The sequence below is a fragment of the Actinokineospora pegani genome (assembly GCF_009745975.1).
Lineage (GTDB): Bacteria > Actinomycetota > Actinomycetes > Mycobacteriales > Pseudonocardiaceae > Actinokineospora > Actinokineospora pegani.
On sequence record NZ_WHOL01000063.1, the window covers coordinates 1 to 23831 of the forward strand.

The following is a 23831-nucleotide window of genomic DNA, read 5'->3' on the forward strand; positions in this document are numbered from 1 at the left end:
GGCCGCAGAACCGCCCGATCCGGCACCCCCCGGGCCGCAGAACCGCCCGATCCGGCACCCCCCGGGCCGCAGAACCGCCCGATCCGGCACCCCCCCGGGCCGCACAACCACCCGATCCAGCACCCTCCGGGCCGCGGAACCACCCAAACCGTAGGCTCCCCAGCGTGATCGTGGACGGAGTCGCCCTACTAGGCCCGGCAGACGTGCGCCGCCTGGCGAACGACCTGGACGTGCGCCCGACGAAGAAGCTCGGCCAGAACTTCGTCCACGACCCCAACATCGTCCTGCGCATCGTCGGCGCCGCGAACCTCGTCGACACCGACCACGTCCTGGAGGTCGGCCCCGGGCTGGGATCGCTCACCCTCGCCCTTCTCCCCGCCTGCGCGAGGGTCACCGCGGTCGAGATCGACCCGGTCCTGGCCGCCCGCCTCCCGACCACGGTCGCCGAGCAGGCCCCGGACCTCGCGGGCAAGCTCACCGTGCTCCAGCGCGACGCCCTCAGAGTGGCCGCGACCGAGCTGGGCGAGCCGACGGCGCTGGTGGCGAACCTGCCCTACAACGTCGCTGTGCCGGTGGTGCTGCACCTGCTGGCGGGCCTGCCCTCGCTGCGCACGGTCATGGTGATGGTGCAGGCCGAGGTGGCCGACCGGATGGCGGCCGGGCCGGGGTCGCGGGTGTACGGGGTGCCCAGCGTGAAGGTGGCCTGGTACGCCGAGGCCAAGCGGGTGGCGATGGTGCCGAGGTCGGTGTTCTGGCCAGTGCCCAACGTGGACTCGGCCCTGGTGCTGATGACCCGGCGGCCGCAGCCCGAGGCGACGCGCGAGGACGTGTTCGCCGTCGTGGACGCGGCGTTCGCGCAGCGGCGCAAGACGCTGCGGGCGGCGCTGGCGGGGTGGGCCGGGTCGCCGACGCGGGCGGCGGAGGTGCTCACCGCGGCCGGGGTCGACCCCGGGGCCCGGGGGGAGCAGCTCGCCGTGGGGGACTTCGTGCGGATCGCCCAGGCCGCGCTGTGACCTGAGCTACACCGGCGTTGCTCCGCTGGTGTGATGTGCGGGACGGGCGGTCGGTTCTTGTCCCGGCAGGCTTGCTTCCGATCACCGCATCAGGTGTACTGCAAGAGCATTCCATCCCGAGCGACTGAGAGACCTGGCTCGCTGAAGTCGCAGCAACCACCCCTCGTGGGCAGGTGCTACCGCCAGGAGCGATGGAGGAAAACAGGATGCAGATCCTCACCACGCGCCGGGTCATCGACCAGTGTCGACGTACCTCCACCGGGTGTCGACGCGCGAACGCAACTCGCTGAACCGTCCCCATTCAGTACGCCTTCGCACAATCCCCCGGCCCGCTCCTGCCACCGGTGTGTCCTCAGTAGACATCCGAACCGGTGTGGCGGGTCGCCGTCGCGCCCGTTGGAGATACCGAACGTGATCACCGTAGAGAACCTGTCCAAGTCCTTCCAGGCCGACGGCGGCCCCGTGCACGCGCTGCGGGACGTCACCCTCGACGTGCCGACCGGCGCCATCACCGGCGTCATCGGCCCGACCGGGTCCGGCAAGTCCACCCTGGCCCGCCTCGTCGCCCTGCAGGAGCGCCCCGACTCCGGGGTCGTGCGGGTCGACGGCTTCAACGCCTCCACCCTGGACCCGCGCAGGCTGCGCGCCGCCCGCCGCCGCATCGGCGTGGTCAAGCACGACGAGCTCCTCGACGGTCGCACCGCCGCGGGCAACATCGCCCTGCCGCTCGAGCAGGCTGGCGTCGACGGCCCGCAGCGGCGGCAGAAGGTCGGCAGGCTGCTCGACCTCATCGGCCTGACCGACAAGGCCGCGCACTACCCCGACGCCCTGACCCCCGGCCAGCGCGCCCGGGTCGGCATCGCCCGCGCCCTGGTCGGCGACCCCGGCCTGCTGCTGGCCGACGAGCCCACCCGCGGCCTCGACGCCGACGCCGCCGCGGGTGTGCTGACCGTGCTCGACCGGGCCCGCGCCGAGCTGGGCGCGACCGTCCTGCTGGCCACCGACGACGCGAGCGTCGTGCGCCGGGTCGCCGACGACGTCGCCCTGCTCGAGGACGGCGCGCTCGCCGAGGCGGGCCACCTGCTGTCGCTGGCCCAGGACCCGACCAGCGCCGTGGCCCGGGCGCTGCTGCCCGCCATCGACGCCCCGGCCGCGGCCAAGGCCAGGCACGACCGGCTCGCCGAGGTCGTCCTGGTCGGCTTCGCCGCCGTCGGCGCGCTGCTGCCCGAGGCCACCGCGCGCACCGGGGCCAGCATCTCCGTCGTCGGCGGCGGGCTGACCCGCATCGGCGAGACCCCGGTCGCCCGGTTCCTGCTCGGTGTCTCCGGCGCCCGCTCCGAGGCCGCCCTCGGCTGGATCGCCGAGCGCGGCGGCAGCGTCGTGCGCGTGGGTCGCCAGCCGCTCGCCGCCTGCGCCTGACCCCCGCCGCCGAGGGCCCGTCCCGGTCCGGGACGGGCCCTCGGCGCGTGCCGGGAGGCCCATACCGGGGCCGGGCGGACAGGCCGGGCGGGGCGCGTCAGGCGGGGCCGTAGGCTGGGAGCGTGCTCGCAGTCGTCCCGCCGCCGATAACCGTCCGCGTTCCCTCCAAGGTGAACCTGCACCTGGGCGTCGGGGACTTGAGGGACGACGGCTACCACGACCTGTCCACCGTCTTCCAGGCGCTCTCGCTGACCGACGACGTCACCGTCGCGGTCGCTGAGGACCCCGGGGTCGAGGTGCACGGCGAGGGCGCCGACTCGGTGCCCGCCACCCAGGACAACCTGGCCTGGCGCGCGGTGCGGGCGCTGGCCGAGCACGCGGGCCTCGACGCCGACGACCTCAAGGTCCGCGTGGTGATCAACAAGGGCATCCCGGTCGCGGGCGGCATGGCGGGCGGCAGCGCCGACGCCGCCGCCGCCCTGGTCGCCGCCGCCGCGCTGTGGCGGCTCGACATCGGCCGCGAGGAGTTGACCGCCGTCGCGGCCACCATCGGCAGCGACGTCCCGTTCGTGCTGCACGGTGGCACCGCGCTGGGCACCGGGCGCGGCGAGCGGCTGGTGCCCGTGCTGACCAGGCACACCTTCCACTGGGTGCTGGCCTTCGACCGCGGCGGGCTGTCCACCCCCGCCGTCTACGGCGAGCTCGACCGGCTGCGCGCCGAGGGCGACCCGCCCCGGCTCGGCGCGGTCGAGCCGCTGCTGGAGGCGCTGGCCTCCGGCGACCCCCGGCGGTTGGGCGGGTTGCTGGGCAACGACCTGCAGGCGGCCTCGGTGTCGCTGCGACCCGCGCTGCGCCGCACCCTGCGCGCGGGCGTGGAGGCCGGGGCGCTGGCCGGGATCGTGTCCGGCTCCGGGCCCACCACCGCGTTCCTGTGCGAGGACGCCGACGCCGCGCTGCGGGTGGCCGCGGAGCTGTCCGGCGCGGGCGTGTGCCGCACCGTGCGGGTCGCGCACGGCCCGGTCCCCGGGGCCAAGGTGGTCAGCGACGACACCGCCCCGCGCCCGACCACCCCGCCCGACTGAGCCAAGAAGACCGGAGAACATGGTCAACCTCGTCAACCTCGAGAACGTCAGCAAGAGCTTCGGCGTCAAGCCGCTGCTCGACTCGGTGTCCCTGGGCGTGAGCCAGGGCGACCGGATCGGCGTCGTCGGCCTCAACGGCGGTGGCAAGACCACGCTGCTGGAGGTCCTCGCCGGGCTGGAACCGCCGAACGAGGGCCGGGTCAGCCGCAACCGCGACCTGCGGATGGCCGTGGTCACCCAGCGCACCGAGCTGCCCAGGGGCACCACCGTGCGCAACGCCGTGCTCGACCCGCTGGGCATCACCGAGGACCACCAGTGGGCCGCCGACGCGCGCGCCCGCTCCATCCTGGTCGGCCTGGAGATCATCAACCTCGGCCTGGACAGCACCGTCGACACCATGTCCGGCGGCGAGCGGCGGCGGGTCGCGCTGGCCGCCGCCCTGGTCCAGGAGCTGGACCTGGTGGTGCTCGACGAGCCGACCAACCACCTCGACATCGAGGGCGTGCGCTGGCTGGCCGACCACCTGACCTCGCGCGGGTCGGCGCTGGTGGTCGTCACCCACGACCGCTGGTTCCTCGACACGGTGTGCACCACGACCTGGGAGGTCGTCGGCGGCCGGGTCGAGCAGTACGAGGGCGGCTACGCGGACTGGATCTTCGCCAGGGCCGAGCGCGCCCGGCTGGCCGACACGCTGGAGGAGAAGCGGCGCAACCTGGCCCGCAAGGAGCTGGCCTGGCTGCGCCGCGGCGCCCCGGCCCGCACCTCCAAGCCCCGCTACCGGATCGAGGCCGCCGAGGCGCTGATCTCCGACGTGCCCTCCCCGCGCGACTCGGTGGAGCTGCTGGCCTTCGCCAAGCGCCGCCTGGGCCGCACGGTGCTGGAGCTGGAGGACGTGTCGGTCGCCGCGGGCGACAAGCCGATCCTGGACACCGAGACCTGGCGGATCGGCCCCGGCGACCGGGTCGGCCTGGTCGGGGTCAACGGGTCGGGCAAGACGACCGTGCTGCGGCTGCTGGCCGGGGAGACCGAGCCCAGCGCGGGCAAGCGCGTGCAGGGCCAGACCGTGCGGCTCGCGCACCTGAGCCAGGAGTTGGTCGAGCTGCCGCCGACCAAGCGGGTGCTGGAAGCGGTCGAGGAGGTCGCCGGGCGCGTGCAGTGGGGCAAGTACGAACTGTCGGCCGGGCAGCTCGCCGAGCGCTTCGGCTTCCCCGCGGCCAAGCAGTGGACCCCGATCGGCGATCTGTCCGGCGGTGAGCGCAGGCGGTTGCAGCTCGCCCGGCTGCTGATGGCCGAGCCCAACGTCCTGCTGCTCGACGAGCCCACCAACGACCTGGACATCGACACCCTCCAGCAGCTCGAAGACCTCCTCGACTCCTGGCCGGGCACCATCGTCGTGGTCTCCCACGACCGGTACCTCATCGAGCGCGTGTGCGACCGGGTCGTGGCGCTGTACGGCGATGGCAAGATCGCCGACCTCGTCGGCGGCATCGAGGAGTACCTCACCGTCCGCGCCGCCGCGGGCTCCTCCCCCTCGGCCAAGGGGGCCAGGCCCGCCGCGGTCGAGACGAGCAAGGTCAGCGCCGCCGAGCGCAGGCTCGCGCAGAAGGAGCTGTCCCGGCTCGAGCGCCAGATCGCCGCGCTCGACGCCAAGGAGGCCAAGCTGCACACCGCCCTCGCCGAGGCCTCGACCGACAGCGGCAAGCTGCTGGAGCTGGACGCGGAACTGCGCAAGGTCGTCGCGGAGAAGGAAGACCTGGAGGGCCGCTGGCTCGAGGTCGCCGACGCCGCCGAGTAGGCGTGTGATCCACGTCCTAGGCTAGCCGCATGAGCCGGTTCGTCGACCTGATGTTGGAGACCGCCCGCACCAGGGGCGGGCACCGCGGGATCACCACGGGCGAGCCCGCGCAGCCGGTGCGGACCACCTGGGGGCAGGTGCACGAGCGGGCGCTGAGGATGGCTGGCGCGTTGGTCGCCGCGGGTCTGCGGCGCGGGTCGGCGGTCGCGGTGCTGGCCGCCGAGCCCATCACCATCGCCCCCGCCGTGCAGGCGGTGTGGCTCGCGGGCGGCAGCGTCACCATGCTGCACCAGCCGACTCCGCGCACGGACCTGGGCGAGTGGGCCGAGGACACGGTCAAGGTGCTGGCGATGATCGGCTCCGAGCTGGTGCTGCTCGGCGCCCCGTTCGACCAGCTCGCCCCGGTGCTCGACGAGCGCGGCATCCGGCACCTGGCGCTGACCGACCTGGCCGACGGCGAACCGCTGGCCGAGGTCGTCGAGGTCGGCGAGGACCAGCCCGCGCTGCTGCAGCTCACCAGCGGCTCCACCGCCGAACCCAAGGCCGTGCGCATCCAGCACGGCAACCTCTACGCCAACCTGACCTCGATGGCCGCCGCGTCCGCACTGGACACCGAGAACGACATCATGGTGTCGTGGCTGCCGCTGTTCCACGACATGGGGATGGTCGGCTTCCTGACCGTGCCGATGGCCGTTGGCATGGAGCTGGTCAAGGTCACCCCGGTCGAGTTCCTCAGAGGCCCGCTGGTGTGGGCCGAGCTGATCTCCCGCCACCGCGGCACGATCACCGCGGCGCCGAACTTCGCCTACGCCCTGCTCGGCCGCCGTCTGTCCCAAGAGGACGACGCGGGCAAGTACGACCTGTCCTCGCTGCGGCTGGCACTCAACGGCGCCGAGCCCATCGATGAGAAGGCGGTCGAGGCGTTCCAGACCGCGGGCGCCCGGTTCGGGATGCGCCCGGAGTGCGTCTTCCCGGCCTACGGCATGGCGGAGACGACACTCGCGGTGTCGTTCCCCCCGCTGCTGTCCGGCCTGCGCCTGGACGTCGTGGACGCCGACGAGCTCGAATCCGGCCAGCGCGCCGTCCCCGCCGCCGAGGGCCGGTCGTTCGCCCTGCTGGGCAAGCCGCTGGCGGGCATCGAGGCCAGGATCGTGTCCCAGTCGGACGGTTCCACCCGCGGCGAGCGCGAGGTCGGCGAGATCCAACTCCGCGGCGAGGCCGTCACCCCCGGCTACCTCACCGTCGACGGCCCGGTCTCCACCCTCGACCCCGAGGGCTGGCTCGCCACCGGCGACATCGGCTACACCGTCGACGGCGAACTCGTCATCTGCGGCCGGGCCAAGGACGTCATCATCCTCGCGGGCCGCAACATCTACCCCACCGACATCGAACGAGCCGCCGCCACCGTCCCCGGCGTCCGCGCGGGCAACGCCGTCGCCGTCCGCCTGGCGGCGGGCACCCGCCGCGAGCGCTTCGCCGTCGTGGTGGAGTCCAAGCACGCGGGCGAGGACGACCAGGACAAGCGCATCCGCAAGGACGTGGCCGCCCGCGTCTTCGAGGCCGTCAACGCCCGCCCGTCGTCGGTCGTGGTGCTGCCCCCGGGCACCCTGCCCAAGACCCCATCGGGCAAGCTCCGCCGGGCGGCGGCGGGCGAGCAACTGGCCGCCCGCATCCGCGAGAACGCCTAGCGCCTGCGGCGGGTCAGTTCGGCGGCGATGGCGTCGAGGAAGGCGTCGACTTCTGACTCCCGGTAGCCGGGGCCCAGGCGGGGGGAGGCGCCGAACTTGGTGTCCCGGACCTCCTGGGCGGTCAGGGGGTGGGCGTTGTTGAGGGCTTGTTCGACTTTGAGGAGGAAGGCGTCCACCTCGGTGGCGTCGTAGCCGCGGCGGCCGAAGGGCGTTGAGGGGAAGCGGACGGTGCGGATGTGCTGGGCGGTGAGGGGGGAGTCGGCGGTGTTCGTGGGGGCGCTGGCGCCCAGGTGGGCTATGACGCGGTCCAGGAAGGCGTCCACCTCGTCCTCGCTGTAGCCGCGGCGGCCGATGGCGGGCTTGCCGAAGGCGATCTCCTCCACTTCGGAGGGAGCCATCGGGGTGCGGCCCTCCAGGTGGGCTATGACGCGGTCCAGGAAGGCGTTCACTTCGTCCTCGCTGTAGCCGCGGCGGCCGATGGCGGGCTTGCCGAAGTGGACGGCGCGCACCTCTTCGGGGGTCACCCGGTCAGAGCTCCCGGCCGCGCAGGGCGTCCAGCCAGGCGACGACGAGGGCGTCGACGGCCTCCTGGTGGTAGCCCTGGCCGACGAAGAAGGTCAGGCCGGGGCGGGCCTGCTCCAGCTCGGCGGCCGAGGGCACGTCGTCGAGCGCGGTCGCGGCCCTGGTGAGGATCTCCACCAGCCGCTCGACGTCGCCGGTGCGGTAGCCGCGTTGGCCAGCGGGGGCCGGGGGCAGCGGGAGGAACGGCACGTCGGACTCGGTCGGCAGCCGTTCGGGGACCGCGTGCCGGGTCGGCGGGCGGTGCTGGGCGGGCGGGTGGACCACCGGCTGCTGCGGCTGCGCCTGCGGCGGCTGGTGCGGGGCCTGGTGGGCGGGCTGGTGCTGGACGGGCTGCTGCTGGTGGTGCGCCTGCTGCTGGTGCTGGGCCTGCTGGTGCTGCGTCTGCGGCGGGGCGGGCGGGGGAGCGGCCTGCGGCGCGTACTGCTGCGGCGCGGGCGCCTGGTCGTCCGTGGGCACTGGTGGGAACCCCTGGGGCTCGGTGAACCACTCGGGGGCTCCCCGGTCCTCGGACTGCGGCCCGCCGGGCCTGCCCTGCTGCGCCGCCTGCGGTGGCTGGCCGTTGGCCGCGGTCGCGCCCGGCGGCAGGAACACCCGCCGCTGGTCGTTGACCTGCGGCTGCCTGCGGGCCTGCTGCTGGTGCTGGGCGTGCTGCTGGTGCTGGGGGTGCTGCGGGGCCTGCTGGCGCTGCTGCGCGGACTCCGGTGGGCGCTGCGGCTCGGGCGCCCGCTGGGGCTCCGCCGCACGGGCGCGGGTGGGGCGCTTGTCGCCGGGCAGGTCGTCGGACAGGATGAACGGCTCGAAGTCGGCGGGCGCCGACGCGGCGGTGGCCGCGGGGACCGATGTGCCGGTCACGGCGGGGCCGGTGACCGGCGGCGCGGGGCGCTGGGGCTCCGGCCGCGGTTCGGCGCGGGCCGCGGGCCTGGGCTCCGACCGGGTTTCCGGCCGCTGCTCGCCCTTGGCGATGACCCGGCGGCGCGGCGGCGGGGTCGGGTCGGCGTCCATCCCCGGCGGCAGCTCCAGCGGGGTCCGGCCCGGCTGGGTCGGCGGCAGCGACACCCGGGGGCTGCTGGTCTGGCCGACCTGGCGCGGGGCGTCGTCGTGCAGGTCCTCGTCGCCCAGGTCGTCGTCGTAGTCGTCGCGGTCGAGCTCGTCGTCGGCGAACTCGCCGCGCTCGGCCCGCTCGAAGTGGTCGGCGACCTGGTCGAGGAACTCGTCGACCTGGCCCTCGTGGTAGCCGCGGCGCACCAGGGGGGCCGCGTCGAACTCGGCGTCGAGCACGTCGGCGGCGGTCATCGGCTCGCCGCCGCTCAGCGCGTTCTCCACCCGGTCCAGGAAGCTGTCGACCTGGTCCTCGTGGTAGCCGCGCCTGCCGAAGGGGGCCTTGTCGAAGGTGACCGCCTGCACGGCCTCCGGGGTCAGCGGCATGTTCGGCTGCACTCCTCAGACGGTAGCGGCGACTCAGGTCGCGTGGAAACTGTTCTGGGCGGCGACCAGACCCTGACCGACGAGGGCCTCCACCGCGTCGGCGCACCGGTCGATCTCCAGCGCGAGCTCCTTGCGCTCGGTGCTGGAGAAGTCGCGCAGCACGAAGTCGGCCGGGTCCTGCCGACCCGGCGGCCTGCCGATGCCGAACCGGACCCGGTGGTAGTCCTTGCTGCCGAGCGATTTCGTGATGGACCGTAGCCCGTTGTGGCCGTTCTCGCCGCCGCCGAGCTTGAGCCGGACCGTCCCGAAGGGCAGGTCGAGCTCGTCGTGGATGACGGCGAGGCGGTCCAGCGGCGCCTTGAAGAACCGGACCGCGCCCGCGACCGGGCCGCCCGAGACGTTCATGAACGAGCGCGGCTTGACCAGCACGACGCGCTCGCCGCCGAGCCTGGCCTCGAGCACCTCGGCGCCGGACTTGTGCGCCTTGAACCTGCCGCCCACCCGCGCGGCGAGCTCGTCGGCGACCAGGAAGCCGATGTTGTGCCGGTTGCCCGCGTACTGCGGTCCCGGGTTGCCCAAGCCCACCACGACCTGCGGCGACTCGCTGTCGGCCATCGCTGTCCTCGTTCCGCCCTCGGCCCTACGCCCCGATGCCCCGGTCCGAGGGGACCGGGGCATCGGGATTGTGCCAAACCCGCCGTTACGGCGCCGTTATGCTCAGGACTCGTTGGCGGAGTCGGGGGCCTCTTCGACGACGCCCGCACCCTCGGCGTCGATCTCGGACTCCATCTGCTCCGCGGTCGGGGAGGCGTTGACCGCGACGACCAGGGCGTCGGGGTCGGTCACCAGGACCGAGCCCGCGGGCAGCGTCACGTCGGAGGCGTTGATCTGGCTGCCGACGGCGACGCCCGCGATGGAGACCTCGACCTGGTCGGGGATGTTCATCGCGTCGACCTCGACCTGGACGTTCGACAGGTCCTGGGTGATCAGGGCGCCGGGCACCGGGTCGCCGACGATGATCACGGGGATCTCGACGGTGACCTTCTCGCCGCGCTTGACCAGCAGCAGGTCGACGTGCTCGATGTAGTTCTTCAGCGGGTGGGTGGTGACCGTCTTGGTCAGCGCCAGCTCGGCCGCACCGCCGATGGCGAGGGTCAGCACCGCGTTCAGACCGTGCTCACGCACGACGCGGGCGAACTCCAGGGCGGGCAGGGCCAGGTGCTGCGGGTCGGAACCGTGTCCGTACAGCACCGCGGGGATCTTGCCCGCACGTCGGGTGCGACGGGCCGCGCCCTTGCCAAACTCGGTGCGCTGCTCGGCGGCCAGCTTTACCTCGGACACGGCGGAACACTCCTTGCGATCTACAACGGCGGCGGGGGCGCGACTGCACAAAGTCTCGCGGCGGTTGTCCGGTGAGGGGCACGAGGAGGCCCGGGGACCACGACAGCGATCCCGAGAACCGCCACGTCGATCACGCCAGGCGCGATGCCCGCCTCGCCGAGGCAACTCGGAAGATATTACGCGCCGCCCCAGCGGGGGCCCAACCCGGGGTCCAACCGGGGCTTTCCCGGCCGAGACGGCGCTGCCCGCCCCCGGGGGCGGGGGCGGGCAGCGACAGCGGTGGTGCTTACGCGTCGCCGTCGAACAGGGAGGTGACGGAGCCGTCCTCGAAGACCTCGCGGATGGCCCGCGCCAGCAGCGGGGCGATCGACAGCACGGTCATGCCGGGGAAGCGCTTCTCGTCCGGGATCGGCAGCGTGTTGGTGAACACGATCTCCTTCGCCCCGCAGCCCGAGAGCCGGTCGCGGGCCGGGCCGGACAGCACGCCGTGGGTGGCGGCCATGACCACGTCCGCCGCGCCCTCGTCGAGGAGCTGGCTGACCGCCTTGGCGATGGTGCCGCCGGTGTCGACCATGTCGTCGATGACGACGCAGAGCCGGTCCTTGACCTCGCCGACCACCCGGTTGGCGACGACCTCGTTCGGCCGCAGCGGGTCGCGGGTCTTGTGGATGAAGGCGATCGGCACGCCGCCGAGGTCGTTGGCCCACTTCTCGGCCAGCTTGGTGCGGCCCGCGTCGGGGGAGACGACCGTGATGTTGCCGCTGGAGTAGTGCTCCTTGACGTAGCCCGACAGCAGCGTCTGGGCGAACAGGTGGTCGACCGGGCCGTCGAAGAAGCCCATGATCTGCGCCGTGTGCAGGTCGACGGACATGATCCGGTCGGCGCCCGCGGTCTTGAACAGGTCGGCGATCAGCCGCGCGGAGATCGGCTCGCGGCCCTTGTGCTTCTTGTCCTGCCGCGCGTACGGGTAGAACGGCATGATCACGGTGATCCGCTTCGCGCTCGCCCGCTTGAGCGCGTCCACCATGATGAGCTGCTCCATCACCCACTGGTTGATGGGCGCGGCGTGGCTCTGGATGACGAACGCGTCGCAGCCGCGCACCGACTCCTCGAACCGCACGAACGTCTCGCCGTTGGCGAAGTCGTAGGCGGCCTGCGGGGTGATCTCGACGTTGAGGTGCTTGGCCACCTCTTCCGCCAACTCGGGGTGGGCGCGGCCGGAGAACAGCATCAGGCTCTTCTTCGGAATGCCGCCGGTCTTGGTGCTCATGCGCGTTCCTCGTCCTCGGTGTCCGGTGAGTCGGTCCGTGTCCCCGCGGTGATCCCCTTGGCCCTGCGCGCGGCGGCCGCCGACGCGGTGTCCGGCCTGCGCCGCAGGACCCAGTCCTCGATGGTGCGCTGGGCGCCCGCCGAGACCGCGAGCGCGCCGGGGGGCACGTCCTCGCGGATCACCGTGCCCGCGCCGCTGTAAGCCCCGTCGCCGACGGTCACCGGGGCCACGAACATGTTGTCCGACCCGGTCCGCACGTGCGATCCCACGGTGCTGCGGTGCTTGTCGACGCCGTCGTAGTTGACGAAGACGCTGGCCGCGCCGATGTTCGAGTGCTCGCCGATGGTGGCGTCGCCCACGTAGGACAGGTGCGGGACCTTCGAGCCCGCGCCGATGTCGGCGTTCTTGGTCTCGACGAAGGTGCCGATCTTGCCCTCGGCGCCCAGCCGGGTGCCGGGGCGCAGGTAGGCGAACGGGCCGACGGTCGCGCCGTCGCCGATGACCGCCCCGGACCCGTGCGCGCGCACGACGCGGGCGCCCGCGCCGACCTCGACGTCGGTCAGCGTGGTGTCCGGACCGACCACCGCGCCCTCACCGACGGTGGTGCGCCCGCGTAGCTGCACGCCCGGCTCGATAACGACGTCGCGGGCGAGCTCCACCTCGAGGTCGACCCAGGTGCTCGCCGGGTCGACCACGGTGACGCCCGCGCGCATCCAGCGCTCGACGGTGCGCCGGTTGAGCTCGGCGCCGAGGCGGGAGAGCTGCACCCGGTCGTTGACGCCCTCGGTGAGCCACGGGTCGGCGCAGACCAGCGCGCCGACGCGGCGGCCGTCGCCCGCGGCGATGCCGAGCACGTCGGTCAGGTACAGCTCGCCCTGGGCGTTGTCAGTGGACAAACGGGACAAACCGTCGAGGAGCACCCGGGCGTCGAACGCGTAGACGCCGGAGTTCACCTCGGTGATCGCCCGCTGGTCGGCGCTGGCGTCCTTGTGCTCCACGATCTCGGCGACGGTCCCGTCGGCCGCGCGCACGATCCGGCCGTAGCCGGTGGGGTCGGCCAGCACCGCGGTCAGCACCGTCGCGGCGTTGCCGCGCCCGGCGTGCTCGGCGAGCAGTTCGCGCAGCGTCGCGGTGTCCAGCAGCGGCACGTCGCCGTAGGTCACCAGGACCGTCCCGGTGAGACCGGTGGGCAGCGGGGCCAGCCCGCACGCCACCGCGTCGCCGGTGCCGTTCTGCTCCTCCTGCACCGCGGTGGCCACGGTGCGGTCCAGCCGCCGCGCCACCTCCGCCAGGTGCGCGCCGACCGCCTCTCGGCCGTGGCCCAGCACCACCACGAGGTGCTCGGGGTCCAATCCGGCCGCCGCCCGCACGGCGTGCTCGACCAGCGGCCGACCGGCCACCGGGTGCAGCACCTTGGGGGTGGTCGAGCGCATCCTGGTGCCCTCGCCCGCGGCCAGCACGACCGCGCTCACCCGCCCTGGCTCGCCGCGGTCGGTGTGGTTGGCGGGCATCGCACTCCCTGTCGCTGGACGGACATAGGTCGTGTTTCGAAAGCCGCTGTTCGCGATAGCCGCGCCGGAGCGGCCCCTGGCGGTGCGGGGCGAAGGCACCGGTACCGGCACCTCCACCCCGCACCGCCGGGAACCACCCCGATCACGACTCTCATCGAACGGACTCGGCGAAACACGACCTGGGCGGCCGCGATCCGGCGGGACGCGGCCGGGAGCCGATCCTACGTTGTCTCCGGCAGCACCCACGCGCGGTCGGCGGCCGCGGCCGGGACCGCGCCGTCGGCCTGCTCCTGGCCCGATCCGCGCGGCGCGGTCGAGTCCACCGCGGACACCGCCGTGATGCGGTTCCCGCCGCCGCGCTTGGCCTGGTACATCGCCGCGTCGGCGCGGGCGAGCGCGCGGGCGGCGGACTCCTGCGGGCGCAGGGACACCACGCCGACCGACAGCGTCACCCCGTGCGACAGGTCACGCGGGAGGTTCGCCACGGCGGTCACCGCGCGGTGCAGCGCGGCCTCCGCGGCGGGCAGCGGCGCGCCGGGCAGCAGCACGATGAACTCGTCGCCGCCGTAGCGGGCCACCATGTCCCCGCCGCGCAGCGCGTCGCGCAGGGTGGCGGCCACGACGCGCAGCACGGAGTCGCCCTCGGCGTGGGACATGCGGTCGTTGACGCTCTTGAACCCGTCGAGGTCCACCAGCGCGATCGCCAGCGGGTGGTTGGCGGGCGAGGAGGCCAGCGCGTCGAGCCGCTCGTCGAGCGCGCGCCGGTTGGGCAGGCCGGTCAGCGGGTCCTGCAGCGCCTGGCGGGCGATCGAGGAGTGCATCCGGGAGAGGCGCTCGTGCTCGCGGCGGGTGTTGAGCGTGGCGATGCGCGACTCGCGCATGTCCCAGAGCTGCGCCTCGAGCTCGGAGGCGTAGTGCTCCAGCGCCGAGGTCGTGCGCTCGCCGCCCTCCGGGCCCGACAGCCGGGCGAACTCGCGGATCAGGCACAGCCGCAGCGTCGGCTCGGCGGCGACGTCGTACATCCGCGCCCGGGCCGCGCCGAGCACCTCGACCGCCTCGTCCTCGCGGCCCTCGTGCTCCAGGCAGCGGGCCAGCGCGGTGGCGACGATGACCAGCTCGCGCGGGTAGCGGCTGGAGGACTGCAGCGCGCGCAGCCGGGCGATGTGCGCCTCGCCGGGCTGGGCCAGCGCCAGCGCGGCGCCGATGATCGGGTTCTGGTCCGCGGCCGCGGTGTCGGGGTCGCGGGGGAACAGCGACTCGCGGAACGGGGCCTCCACCGCGATCGCGATGGCCGCCGCGGTGGCGAACCGCTCGGCGGCGCGCTCGTCCTCGCCGATGCGCTCGAGCCGCAGGCCCCAGCCGACCAGCAGCCGGGCCCGGTTGATCAGGTGCACGGCGATCAGGTGCGGGCCCGCGCTGGCCCGGATGCACTTGTGCGCGCGGGTCATCACCTGGTCGGCGACCTCGTAGACGCCGAGCTGGGTCAGCACGGTGCCGATGTCCATCAGCGTGGCCGCCATGATCATGTCCCAGGTGCGGCCGCCGAGCATGACGTCGGGGGTGATGTCCTCGTCGAGCATGGCCAGCGCGATCGCGGCCTCGGTCAGCGCCGCGTCCTCGGCCCCGGCCAGCAGCAGCCTGCGCCCGCGCAGCGCGTGCGCGTCGGCCTGGAGCACGACCAGGCCGTGGCGGCGGGTGTGCGCGAGCATCTCGTCGAGCAGCGACTCCGCGGAGTCGGCCAGCTCGTCGTTGACCACCCGGACCGCGACCGCCGAGCGCAGGAGCTGGGCGACCATCCGCGGCTCGCCGCGGCTCTGCGCCTCGCTGAGCAGCCGGTCGACCTCGTCGGTGTGCCTGGCGCGCTCGCCGACCGGGCTGGTCTGGATCACCGCGAGCAGCTCGCGGGCGCGGCCGACCAGCCAGGCGTCGGAGCGCTCCTCCAACGCGGGCAGTTCGCCCTCGTCCCGCTGCTCGTCGTCCACGTGCGCCCGCGCACCCCTTCGCTGTCGGGTGTGTTCGGTTGTCGAGCCCGCTCCGCCGCCAGGATTCGAACCTGAACCATTGGAACCAAAATCCAAGGTGCTGCCTTTACACCACGGCGGACCGGTCGGCCGCGCTGGCCGACCGCGGTGACATCGTGGCACGACCGGTGGTGCCAGGGCACCGGCACCCGGGGGATTGCCCCGCGCGCGCGTCCGATCGGGTGTTACCTGAATCACTGATTGATCATGCTGGTCACTCACGGCACGCGCATCGGGACTGAATGTTTCCTGCCATCGCGACAGTGGGGCGTCCGCTGTGTGGCGTCGCGGGGAATACCGCCCGTCTGCACTGGCGTGCCGCTCGGGTCAGTCCCTACGCTTACGTAAGTTACGGCACCGTAAGTGAGCCTGACCTAACTCGGCTCAGAAATGAGGTACGACCATGACGAGCACTCTCGACGCCGAGGCGTCGGGCGACTCGAACCGGGGCCCCAAGCCGATCCTCGTCGGGACCCGGCCCCCGTTGACGCGGTTCGGCGTGTACCTGTTCATCCTGGTGCCGTTCGCCGCGCTGGTCGCCGCCGTGCCCCTGCTGTGGGGCTGGGGGCTGGGCTGGGTGGATGTCGCGCTGGCGGTTTTCTTCTTCTACTTCACCGGCCTGGGCATCACCGTCGGCTACCACCGGCTGTTCACCCACGGCTCGTTCCGCGCCAACCGCGCGCTCAAGATCACCCTGGCGATCATGGGCTCGATGGCCCTGCAGGGCCCGCCCATCGTCTGGGTCGCCGACCACCGCCGCCACCACGCGTTCTCCGACAAGGAGGGCGACCCGCACTCCCCGTGGCTGCACGGCACCACCCCGCTCGGCCTGGCCAAGGGCTTCTGGCACGCGCACATGGGCTGGATCTTCGAGCACGAGCTGACCAACCGGCAGCGGTTCGCCCCCGACCTGGAGGCCGACCCGGACATCAAGCGCATCAACGACCTGTTCTGGCTGTGGACCACGCTGACCCTGGCGCTGCCCGGCGTCCTCGGCGGCCTGATCACCTGGTCGGTCTGGGGCGGGATCACCGCGTTCTTCTGGGCGGGCCTGGTCCGCGTCGCGGTGCTGCACCACGTCACCTGGTCGACCAACTCGATCTGCCACATGATCGGCTCCCGCCCGTTCACCAGCCGGGACAAGGCGGCCAACTTCTGGCCGCTGGCCATCCTCAGCTTCGGCGAGAGCTGGCACAACCTGCACCACGCCGACCCCACCTGCGCCCGCCACGGCGTCAAGCGCGGCCAGATCGACACCTCGGCCCGGCTCATCTGGGTCTTCGAGAAGCTCGGCTGGGCCACCAACGTCCGCTGGCCCACCCCGCAGCGCCTGGCCAAGCTCGCCGCGGAGTGAGTCTCTAGGGTTGGGCGATCTCTTCGACACCCCCCCTTGGAGCAGCGCGTGCGCATGACGGGCAAAGAACGCCGGCAGCAACTGCTGGACGTGGCCCGCGCCCTGTTCGCCGAGAAGGGGTATGACAGCGCCTCGGTCGAGGAGATCGCCCACCGCGCGGGTGTCAGCAAGCCCGTCGTCTACGAGCACTTCGGCGGCAAGGAGGGCATCTACGCCGTCGTCGTGGACCGGGAGATGTCCGCCATGCTCGCGGGTGTCACCCAGGCCCTGGCCGAGGACGACGCGCACCCCCGGGTGCTGCTCGAACGCGCCGCCTGCGCCCTGCTGGACTACATCGATGGCTCGACGGACGGGTTCCGGATCCTGGTCCGGGACTCGCCCGTGGCCACCGCGTCCGGGACCTTCTCCAGCCTGCTCAACGACATCGCCACCCAGGTGGAGCACATCCTCGGCATCCAGTTCGCCAAGCGCGGCTACGACTCGAAGCTGGCGGCCCTCTACAGCCAGTCCCTGGTCGGCATGGTGGCGCTGACCGCCCAGTGGTGGCTCGACGCCCGCAAGCCGAAGAAGGCCGAGGTCGCGGCGCACCTGGTCAACCTGGCGTGGAACGGGCTGTCCCACCTGGAGGACAAGCCCGCCCTGCGCAAGCGCCGCTGAGCCCGCAGAAGTTGGCCCTCAGAACCGGGGGGAGCGCTTCTCCAGGAAGGCGGCCACACCCTCGGCGTAGTCCTCGCTCGACACCGCGTCGACGATCAACTGGTCCACCTCGGCGTCGGTGCGCGTCGCGCCGTTGGTGATGCGGGTGACGATGTCCTTCGCGCCGCGGATGGTGACCTGGGAGCGGGTGGCCATGAGGGTGGCCAGCTCCTCGGCGCGCTTGGGCAGGTCCTCGGCCGGGTGCAGCTCGTTGACCAGGCCGATCCGCAGGGCGGTGGCGGCGTCGAGGATGTCGCCGGTGTAGAGGATCTGCTTGGCCCAGGCGGGGCCGACGGCGTCCACGAGCTGCTTGGTGCTGGGCAGGTTGAACACGATGCCCAGCTTCGACGGCGTGATGCCGAACTTGGCGTCGTCGGTGGCGATGCGCAGGTCGCAGGCAAGGGCCACCTCGCAGCCGCCGCCGATGCAGAAGCCGGTGATGGCGGCGATGGTGGGCTTGGCCAGGGTGGTCAGCGCGGTGGTGGCCGCCGCCACGGCCTCGCCGTACTTGACCGCCCCCGCACCGTCCTTGCGCAGCGTGGTGAACTCGCTGATGTCCGCCCCGGCCGAGAACGTGTCGGTGCCGCGGATGACCAGGACCCGCACCGAGTCGTCGGCGGCGACGGCGGCGGCGTGGCCGGGGATGGCCGTCCACATGTCGTAGCTGAGCGCGTTGCGCTTGGCCGGGCGGTCGATGGTCAGGGTCGCCACGGGGCCGTCGACGGTCAGGCGCAGGTGTTCGCTCACGGACTAGACGGTAACGGTGCGAGCCGCTTGAACCGCCGAGACACCGATCACTCACCGCGGCGCCCTGGCCGGACTCCCCCTTGTGCGGCGAATCCGCCCACGCGAGGGCACTCTGGACACATGCCCAGGTCCCGTGCGCTCGCCGCCTCCGCCGCTGTCGCCGCCATCACCGCGGCGGGCTGCTCGTCCGCCCCCGTCGGCCAGGTTCCCGCGAGCGGGACCCGGGCGGCGGCCACCCCCAGCTCGGCCTCGGCGCCCGCGTTGGCCGTCGAGACGGTGGCGGGCGGGTTGACCCACGGCTGGGACATCGGGTTCCTGCCCGGCGGCAAGGTGCTGGTCAGCCAGCGCCCCGGGCAGTTCGCGCTGCTGTCCTCGACCAAACCCGGCGCCACCGTGACCCAGGTGCGGGCCGACACCGCCGACATCCAGGTGGGCGGCGAGGGCGGGCTGATGGGCATGGTCGTGCACCCCGACTTCGCCACCAGCCGCGAGTTCTCCTCGTGCCAGACGCACGAGGAGAACGGCTCGCCGGTCGACGTCCGCGTGGTCACCTGGAAGCTGTCCGACGACGAGAAGTCCGCGACCAAGGTCAAGGACCTGCTCACCGGCCTGCCGCTCAACGCCAGCGGCCGCCACTCCGGCTGCCGCCCCACGATCGCCGCCGACGGCGCGCTGCTGGTCGGCACCGGCGACGTCGCCGACGGCTCCGCCGCCCAGGACAAGGCCAACCTCGGCGGCAAGGTGCTGCGGGTCGACCTCGAGACCGGCGCCCCGCTCGCCGACAACCCGGACCCCCGGTCACCGGTCTACACCTACGGCCACCGCAACGTGCAGGGCGTCGCGGTCCGCCCCGGCACCGGCCAGGTCCTCACCGCCGAGCACGGCCCGGACAAGAACGACGAGGTCAACCTCCTGCGGGCAGGCGGGAACTACGGCTGGGACCCGGCGCAGGGCGGCACCGTCCCCGGCTACGACGAGGACGTCCCGATGACCGACCTGGAGCGCTTCCCCGACGCCGTCCCGGCCAAGTGGGAGTCCGGCGAGACCACCGAGGCCATCTGCGCGGCGGCCTTCCTGGAGGGCGACCAGTGGGGCGCGCTCGAGGGCACCCTCGTCCTCACCGCCCTCAAGGGCGCCAAGCTCCTCCTGCTGTCCCTCGACGGCGACGCCAACGTGACCTCGGTGGCCATCCCGCCCGAGTTCGACGACCGGTTCGGGCGCCTCCGCGCCGCCCGCACCGGGCCTGACGGCGCCCTGTACGTCACCACCTCCAACGGCGACGACGACAAGCTCCTGCGGATCACCCCCCAGGCCTGAGCCCGGCCTCCCGCAGTCGCGCCAGTTCGCGCTTGAGGTTCGCCCGCGCCCGCTCCTCCCAGAGGGCGCGGGCGCGTGGCGTTCGGAACAGTGATCGCAGGCCCAGCAGATCCCGCAGCACCTGCGACCGGCCCACCCGGAAGTCCGCGTCGCTCACGTGGCTGTACTCCGCTCGCACGGCGGCGGTGTAGGCGTCGTAGGCCGTTTCGGTGCTGCCGAGGACCGCCAGGTCCGCGTCGCACAGGACCTCGCCGTTGGGGTCGTCGCCGGTGGTGCGGTGGTCCTTGGTCACCAGCACCAGCCGGACGACCTCGTCGACGGCCTCGGTGGGCAGGTGCCAGGTGAGTTCCTGCTCGGCCAGGTGGGCGCTGGCTTCCTCGTCGTCGGGGCGTCCCAGGTGCACGGCGTCGTGGTAGTAGGCGGCCAGCACGACCAGGTCGGGGGTGGTGGCGTGGTCTTTCAGCGTTTCGATGTGGGCCAGGACGGCGGCCAGGTGCAGGGGGCCGTGGTAGCTGCGGTGGGGTTCGGCCCAGCGGGCTAGGAGGGGGCCTAGCAGTTCGGGGGGTAGTCCGAGGCGGTTCCAGGCTGGTGGCGTGTGCACTGGGTTGACGCTAGTGGTGCTGTGGGGGCCTGTGGGGGGTGCTGGATCGGGTGGTCCTGTGTGGCCGGGGACCCCTACGACGATCATGTGCGTGAGGGTCAAAAGCGAGGGGAAGGGCACCTTCACCGCCTTCCGAGCCTTGCACATGATCGCCTCCCCCAACCACACAGAACCACCCGATCCAGCCGTTCCGTAGGCCGGACGCTGGGAGATTTTGGTGGGGGGTTCCGCTTGCGTCGATTCAGCCGACGAGGGGGCTGTGTGGCTTCGTGTGCGGCTGCGGTGGTGCGTACTCTGGACTAGCCGCTGCTGGGGGTGTTGGTTCCCTGGGCAGGGGTCTGTCCGCGTCCGTTCTCGATCCGCGAAGGACCGCACCGCTGTGAGCCAGGCACCTCTGCACGGTCTGCTCGACACCCTGCTGGCCGATCCCGCGTGCGCGGCGGTGGCGGCGGCGGTCGGCGACCCGGCGTTGGCCATGCAGGGGCCGGTGGCGGCTCGGCCGCTGGTGGTCGCGGCGCTGGTCGGGGCGGGCAAGGCGGTGTTGGCGGTGACGGCGACCGGGCGCGAGGCCGATGACCTCGTCGCCGTGCTGTCCGACCTCATCGGACGGGACGCGGTTGCCGACTTCCCCTCGTGGGAGACGTTGCCGCACGAGCGGTTGTCGCCGCGGGCGGACACGGTGGGGGCGCGGTTGGCGGTGCTGCGCAGGCTCGCTCACCCGGAGGAGCACCCGGCTGGGCCGCTGAAGGTGGTCGTGTCCACCGTGCGCAGCCTGATCCAGCCGATGGCCCCCGGCCTGGGGGAGTTGGCGCCGGTGCGCCTGGCCGTGGGTGTCGAGGCCGACTTCGAGGCCACCCTGGCCCGGCTGGCCGACCTGGCCTACGCGCGCGTCGACATGGTGGAGAAGCGCGGCGAGTTCGCGGTGCGCGGCGGGATCGTCGACCTGTTCCCGCCGACGGCCGAGCACCCGCTGCGGGTGGAGTTCTGGGGCGACGAGGTCTCCGAGATCCGCTCGTTCGCCGTGGCCGACCAGCGGTCGCTGCCCGGCGAGCTGCGCGAGGTCGTCGCACCGCCGTGCCGGGAGCTGCTGCTGACCCCCGAGGTGCGGGAGCGGGCCGCCGCGCTGGCCGCGCAGCACCAGTCCGACGCGCACCTGCACGAGATGCTGGCGAAGCTGGCCGAGGGCATCCCGTCCGAGGGCATGGAGGCGCTGATCCCGGCGCTGCTGCCCGGCGAGATGCAGTTGCTCACCGACGTGCTGCCCGAGGGCGCGCACGTGCTGCTCAACGACCCGGAGAAGATCCGCACCCGCGCCCACGACCTGGTCCGCACCGGCCAGGAGTTCCTCGAGGCGTCCTGGATGGCCGCGGCGGGCGGCGGCAAGGGCCCGATCGACCTGGGCGCCTCGGCCTACCGCGACCTCGGCGCCATCGCCGCGCACGCCCGCGGCACCGGGTGCGCGTGGTGGACGCTGTCGCAGCTCACCGACACCTCCTCGCTCGCGCTCGACATCCGGCCGGTGGAGTCCTACCGGGGCGAGGTCGCGCGGGCGTTCGCCGACCTGCGCGCGCACACCGCGACGGGCGGCGCCGCGGTGCTCGTCGTACCCGGCGCGGGCACGGCCAAGCGCGCGGTCGACCAGCTCGCCGAGGCCGACGTCGCCGCCGTGCTGGCCGAGGACGGGCTGGCGGCCGCGCCCGCGCCGGGCAAGGTCACCGTGGTGCGCGCCGCGCTGGAGGACGCGTTCACCGCCCCGGGCAGCGCGCTGGTCGTGCTCACCGAGAATGCCCTGACCGGCGGCAGGCACGGCACCTCCACCCGCGACATGTCGACCAAGATGCCCTCGCGGCGGCGCAACGCCGTCGACCCGCTGGCGCTCAAGCCCGGCGACTACGTGGTGCACGAGCAGCACGGCATCGGCCGCTACGTCGAGATGGTGCAGCGCGCGGTCAAGGACACCGGCGGGGCCAAGGTCACCAGGGAGTACCTGGTCCTGGAGTACGGCAGCTCCAAGCGCGGCCAGCCCGGCGACCGGCTGTTCGTCCCGACCGACCAGCTCGACGAGGTCTCCCGCTACGTCGGCGGCGAGCTGCCCACGCTGAACAAGCTCGGCGGCTCGGACTGGAAGAACACCAAGGCCAAGGCCAAGAAGGCGGTCAAGCAGATCGCCGCGGAGCTGGTGCAGCTCTACGCCGCCCGGCAGGCCGCCCCCGGCCACGCGTTCGGCCCGGACACCCCGTGGCAGCGCGAGCTGGAGGACGCGTTCCCGTTCACCGAGACCATGGACCAGCTCGCCGCCATCGACGAGGTCAAGACCGACATGATGCGCGGGGTCCCGATGGACCGGGTCATCTGCGGCGACGTCGGCTACGGCAAGACCGAGATCGCGGTGCGCGCGGCGTTCAAGGCCGTGCAGGACGGCAAGCAGGTCGCCGTGCTCGTGCCCACGACCCTGCTCGCCCAGCAGCACCTGTCGACCTTCGCCAACCGCATGCAGCAGTTCCCCGTCACGGTGAAGGGCCTGTCCCGGTTCACCGACGCGCAGGAGTCCGAGCGCACGGTCGAGGGCCTGGCCGACGGCACCGTCGACATCGTCATCGGCACGCACCGGCTGTTGCAGACCGGCCTGCGCTACAAGGACCTGGGCCTGGTCATCGTCGACGAGGAGCAGCGCTTCGGCGTCGAGCACAAGGAGCACATCAAGGCGCTGCGCACGCACGTCGACGTGCTGACCATGTCGGCGACGCCGATCCCGCGCACCCTGGAGATGTCGCTGGCGGGCATCCGCGAGATGTCGACCATCCTGACCCCGCCGGAGGACCGGCACCCGATCCTGACCTACGTCGGCGCGCACGACGCCAAGCAGGTCGCCGCCGCCATCCGCCGCGAGCTGCTGCGCGACGGCCAGGTCTTCTACGTGCACAACCGCGTGTCCTCGATCGAGAAGGCGGCCCGCCAGCTCCGCGAGCTGGTGCCCGAGGCCCGGATCGTCACCGCGCACGGCCAGATGAACGAGGACAAGCTGGAGAAGATCATCCAGGGCTTCTGGGAGCGCGAGCACGACGTGCTGGTGTGCACCACGATCGTCGAGACCGGCCTGGACATCTCCAACGCCAACACGCTCATCGTCGAGCGCGGCGACATGCTCGGCCTGGCCCAGTTGCACCAGCTCCGCGGGCGCGTCGGGCGCGGCCGCGACCGCGGGTACGCCTACTTCCTCTACCCGCCGGAGTCCCCGCTCACCGAGACCGCGCACGACCGGCTCGCCACCATCGCGCAGAACACCGAGCTGGGCGCGGGCATGGCCGTGGCCATGAAGGACCTGGAGATCCGCGGCGCGGGCAACATCCTGGGCGCCGAGCAGTCCGGGCACATCGCGGGCGTCGGCTTCGACCTCTACATCCGGCTGGTCGGCGAGGCCGTCGAGGCCTTCCGCAAGCACGCGGGCGCACCGGGGGCCGAGGACGAGGAGGACCTGCTCGACGTCCGGGTGGACCTGCCGATCGACGCCCACATCCCGCACGACTACGTGCCTGGCGAGCGCTTGCGCCTGGAGGCCTACCGCAAGCTCGCCGCCGCCCCGGACGCCGCCGCCCTCGACGCGGTCCGCGAGGAGCTGGCCGACCGCTACGGCGAGCTGCCGCAGCCGGTGGTCAACCTGCTGGCGGTCGCCGCCTTCCGGCAGACCTGCCGCAGGCACGGGGTCACCGAGGCGATCGGCCAGGGCAGCAACATCCGCTTCGCCCCGCTGCCGCTGCGCGACTCGCAGTTGGTGCGGCTCAAGCGCCTCTACCCCAAGGCCGCGCACAAGGCCGTCACCAACACCGTCACCGTCCCCCGCCCCACCGAGGGCGCCGCGGGCGGCCGCATCGGCGCCCCGGTCCTGCGCGACCGCGACCTGCTGGACTGGTGCGCCCGGTTCCTCGACACGCTCGCGGGGGAGCCCGCCACGGCGAGCGTGTAGCGCTC

At 73.0% G+C, this 23831-nt stretch carries 18 protein-coding genes, 1 tRNA gene and 1 riboswitch; of the genes, 9 read left to right on the forward strand and 10 right to left on the reverse strand.

From position 1 onward, the window contains the following. The first annotated feature begins 167 nt into the window (after positions 1-167). From rsmA to GCL84_RS07875, 5 genes are all read left to right on the forward strand, one after another. Complete coding sequence (gene rsmA / locus GCL84_RS07855) at positions 168-1013, forward strand: 16S rRNA (adenine(1518)-N(6)/adenine(1519)-N(6))-dimethyltransferase RsmA (protein WP_235926086.1); 846 nt, start codon at positions 168-170, stop codon at positions 1011-1013. Positions 1014-1121: 108 nt separating this feature from the next. Then, positions 1122-1211, forward strand: a riboswitch (SAM riboswitch). Positions 1212-1424: 213 nt separating this feature from the next. Then, entirely contained in the window at positions 1425-2432 is a 1008-nt protein-coding gene (locus GCL84_RS07860; protein ID WP_156754719.1) for a methionine ABC transporter ATP-binding protein, read from the forward strand. 122 nt (positions 2433-2554) lie between these two features. Continuing rightward, positions 2555-3514 (forward strand): 4-(cytidine 5'-diphospho)-2-C-methyl-D-erythritol kinase, encoded by a 960-nt coding sequence (locus GCL84_RS07865; protein ID WP_156754720.1) that lies wholly within the window; start codon positions 2555-2557, stop codon positions 3512-3514. 19 nt (positions 3515-3533) lie between these two features. After that, positions 3534-5309, forward strand: a complete 1776-nt coding sequence (locus GCL84_RS07870; RefSeq protein WP_156754721.1) for an ABC-F family ATP-binding cassette domain-containing protein — start codon at positions 3534-3536, stop codon at positions 5307-5309. Positions 5310-5338: 29 nt separating this feature from the next. After that, the gene (locus GCL84_RS07875; protein WP_156754722.1) at positions 5339-6997 is read left to right on the forward strand and encodes a fatty acyl-AMP ligase; all 1659 of its coding nucleotides are present in this window, start codon (positions 5339-5341) and stop codon (positions 6995-6997) included. Here GCL84_RS07875 and GCL84_RS30795 read toward each other — a convergent pair. The 8 genes from GCL84_RS30795 to GCL84_RS07915 all read right to left on the reverse strand — a co-directional run bounded on the left by GCL84_RS30795 (position 6994) and on the right by GCL84_RS07915 (position 15229). Next, the gene (locus GCL84_RS30795; protein ID WP_156754723.1) at positions 6994-7521 is read right to left on the reverse strand and encodes a DivIVA domain-containing protein; all 528 of its coding nucleotides are present in this window, start codon (positions 7519-7521) and stop codon (positions 6994-6996) included. The genes GCL84_RS07875 and GCL84_RS30795 overlap by 4 nt on opposite strands. A gap of 4 nt (positions 7522-7525) precedes the next feature. Then, a complete protein-coding gene (locus GCL84_RS29165) occupies positions 7526-9016 on the reverse strand; it encodes a DivIVA domain-containing protein (protein ID WP_197523087.1) in 1491 nt (496 codons plus the stop codon). 21 nt (positions 9017-9037) lie between these two features. After that, positions 9038-9619: an aminoacyl-tRNA hydrolase gene (gene pth / locus GCL84_RS07890; protein ID WP_156754724.1), complete on the reverse strand. Its 582-nt coding sequence runs from the start codon at positions 9617-9619 to the stop codon at positions 9038-9040. 102 nt (positions 9620-9721) lie between these two features. Continuing rightward, positions 9722-10345, reverse strand: coding sequence for a 50S ribosomal protein L25/general stress protein Ctc (locus GCL84_RS07895; RefSeq protein ID WP_156754725.1), 624 nt, complete (start codon positions 10343-10345; stop codon positions 9722-9724). Between the two features lie 286 nt (positions 10346-10631). After that, positions 10632-11615: a ribose-phosphate diphosphokinase gene (locus GCL84_RS07900; RefSeq protein ID WP_156754726.1), complete on the reverse strand. Its 984-nt coding sequence runs from the start codon at positions 11613-11615 to the stop codon at positions 10632-10634. Continuing rightward, the gene (glmU, locus tag GCL84_RS07905) at positions 11612-13126 is read right to left on the reverse strand and encodes a bifunctional UDP-N-acetylglucosamine diphosphorylase/glucosamine-1-phosphate N-acetyltransferase GlmU (protein ID WP_156754727.1); all 1515 of its coding nucleotides are present in this window, start codon (positions 13124-13126) and stop codon (positions 11612-11614) included. The genes GCL84_RS07900 and glmU overlap by 4 nt, the downstream gene beginning before the upstream one ends. A gap of 221 nt (positions 13127-13347) precedes the next feature. Next, a complete protein-coding gene (locus tag GCL84_RS07910; RefSeq protein ID WP_156754728.1) occupies positions 13348-15108 on the reverse strand; it encodes a GGDEF domain-containing protein in 1761 nt (586 codons plus the stop codon). 50 nt (positions 15109-15158) lie between these two features. Continuing rightward, positions 15159-15229, reverse strand: a tRNA-Gln gene (locus GCL84_RS07915). A 321-nt stretch (positions 15230-15550) separates the two neighbouring features. Between GCL84_RS07915 and GCL84_RS07920 the strand changes: the two genes are divergently transcribed. Beyond that, a complete protein-coding gene (locus tag GCL84_RS07920; protein WP_156754729.1) occupies positions 15551-16501 on the forward strand; it encodes an acyl-CoA desaturase in 951 nt (316 codons plus the stop codon). 54 nt (positions 16502-16555) lie between these two features. Next, a complete protein-coding gene (locus tag GCL84_RS07925) occupies positions 16556-17158 on the forward strand; it encodes a TetR/AcrR family transcriptional regulator (RefSeq protein WP_197523088.1) in 603 nt (200 codons plus the stop codon). A gap of 18 nt (positions 17159-17176) precedes the next feature. Here GCL84_RS07925 and GCL84_RS07930 read toward each other — a convergent pair whose 3' ends face one another. Continuing rightward, positions 17177-17944, reverse strand: coding sequence for an enoyl-CoA hydratase/isomerase family protein (locus tag GCL84_RS07930; protein ID WP_156754731.1), 768 nt, complete (start codon positions 17942-17944; stop codon positions 17177-17179). 120 nt (positions 17945-18064) lie between these two features. Between GCL84_RS07930 and GCL84_RS07935 the strand changes: the two genes are divergently transcribed. Next, positions 18065-19261, forward strand: coding sequence for a PQQ-dependent sugar dehydrogenase (locus GCL84_RS07935; RefSeq protein ID WP_156754732.1), 1197 nt, complete (start codon positions 18065-18067; stop codon positions 19259-19261). On the opposite strand, the gene GCL84_RS07940 is transcribed toward GCL84_RS07935, so the two are convergent. Next, on the reverse strand, positions 19245-19862 hold the full coding sequence (locus GCL84_RS07940) for an HD domain-containing protein (protein ID WP_156754733.1): 618 nt from the start codon (positions 19860-19862) through the stop codon (positions 19245-19247). The genes GCL84_RS07935 and GCL84_RS07940 overlap by 17 nt on opposite strands. Positions 19863-20241: 379 nt before the next feature. Between GCL84_RS07940 and mfd the strand changes: the two genes are divergently transcribed. After that, positions 20242-23826 (forward strand): transcription-repair coupling factor, encoded by a 3585-nt coding sequence (gene mfd, locus GCL84_RS07945; RefSeq protein WP_197523089.1) that lies wholly within the window; start codon positions 20242-20244, stop codon positions 23824-23826. Positions 23827-23831: the final 5 nt, after the last annotated feature.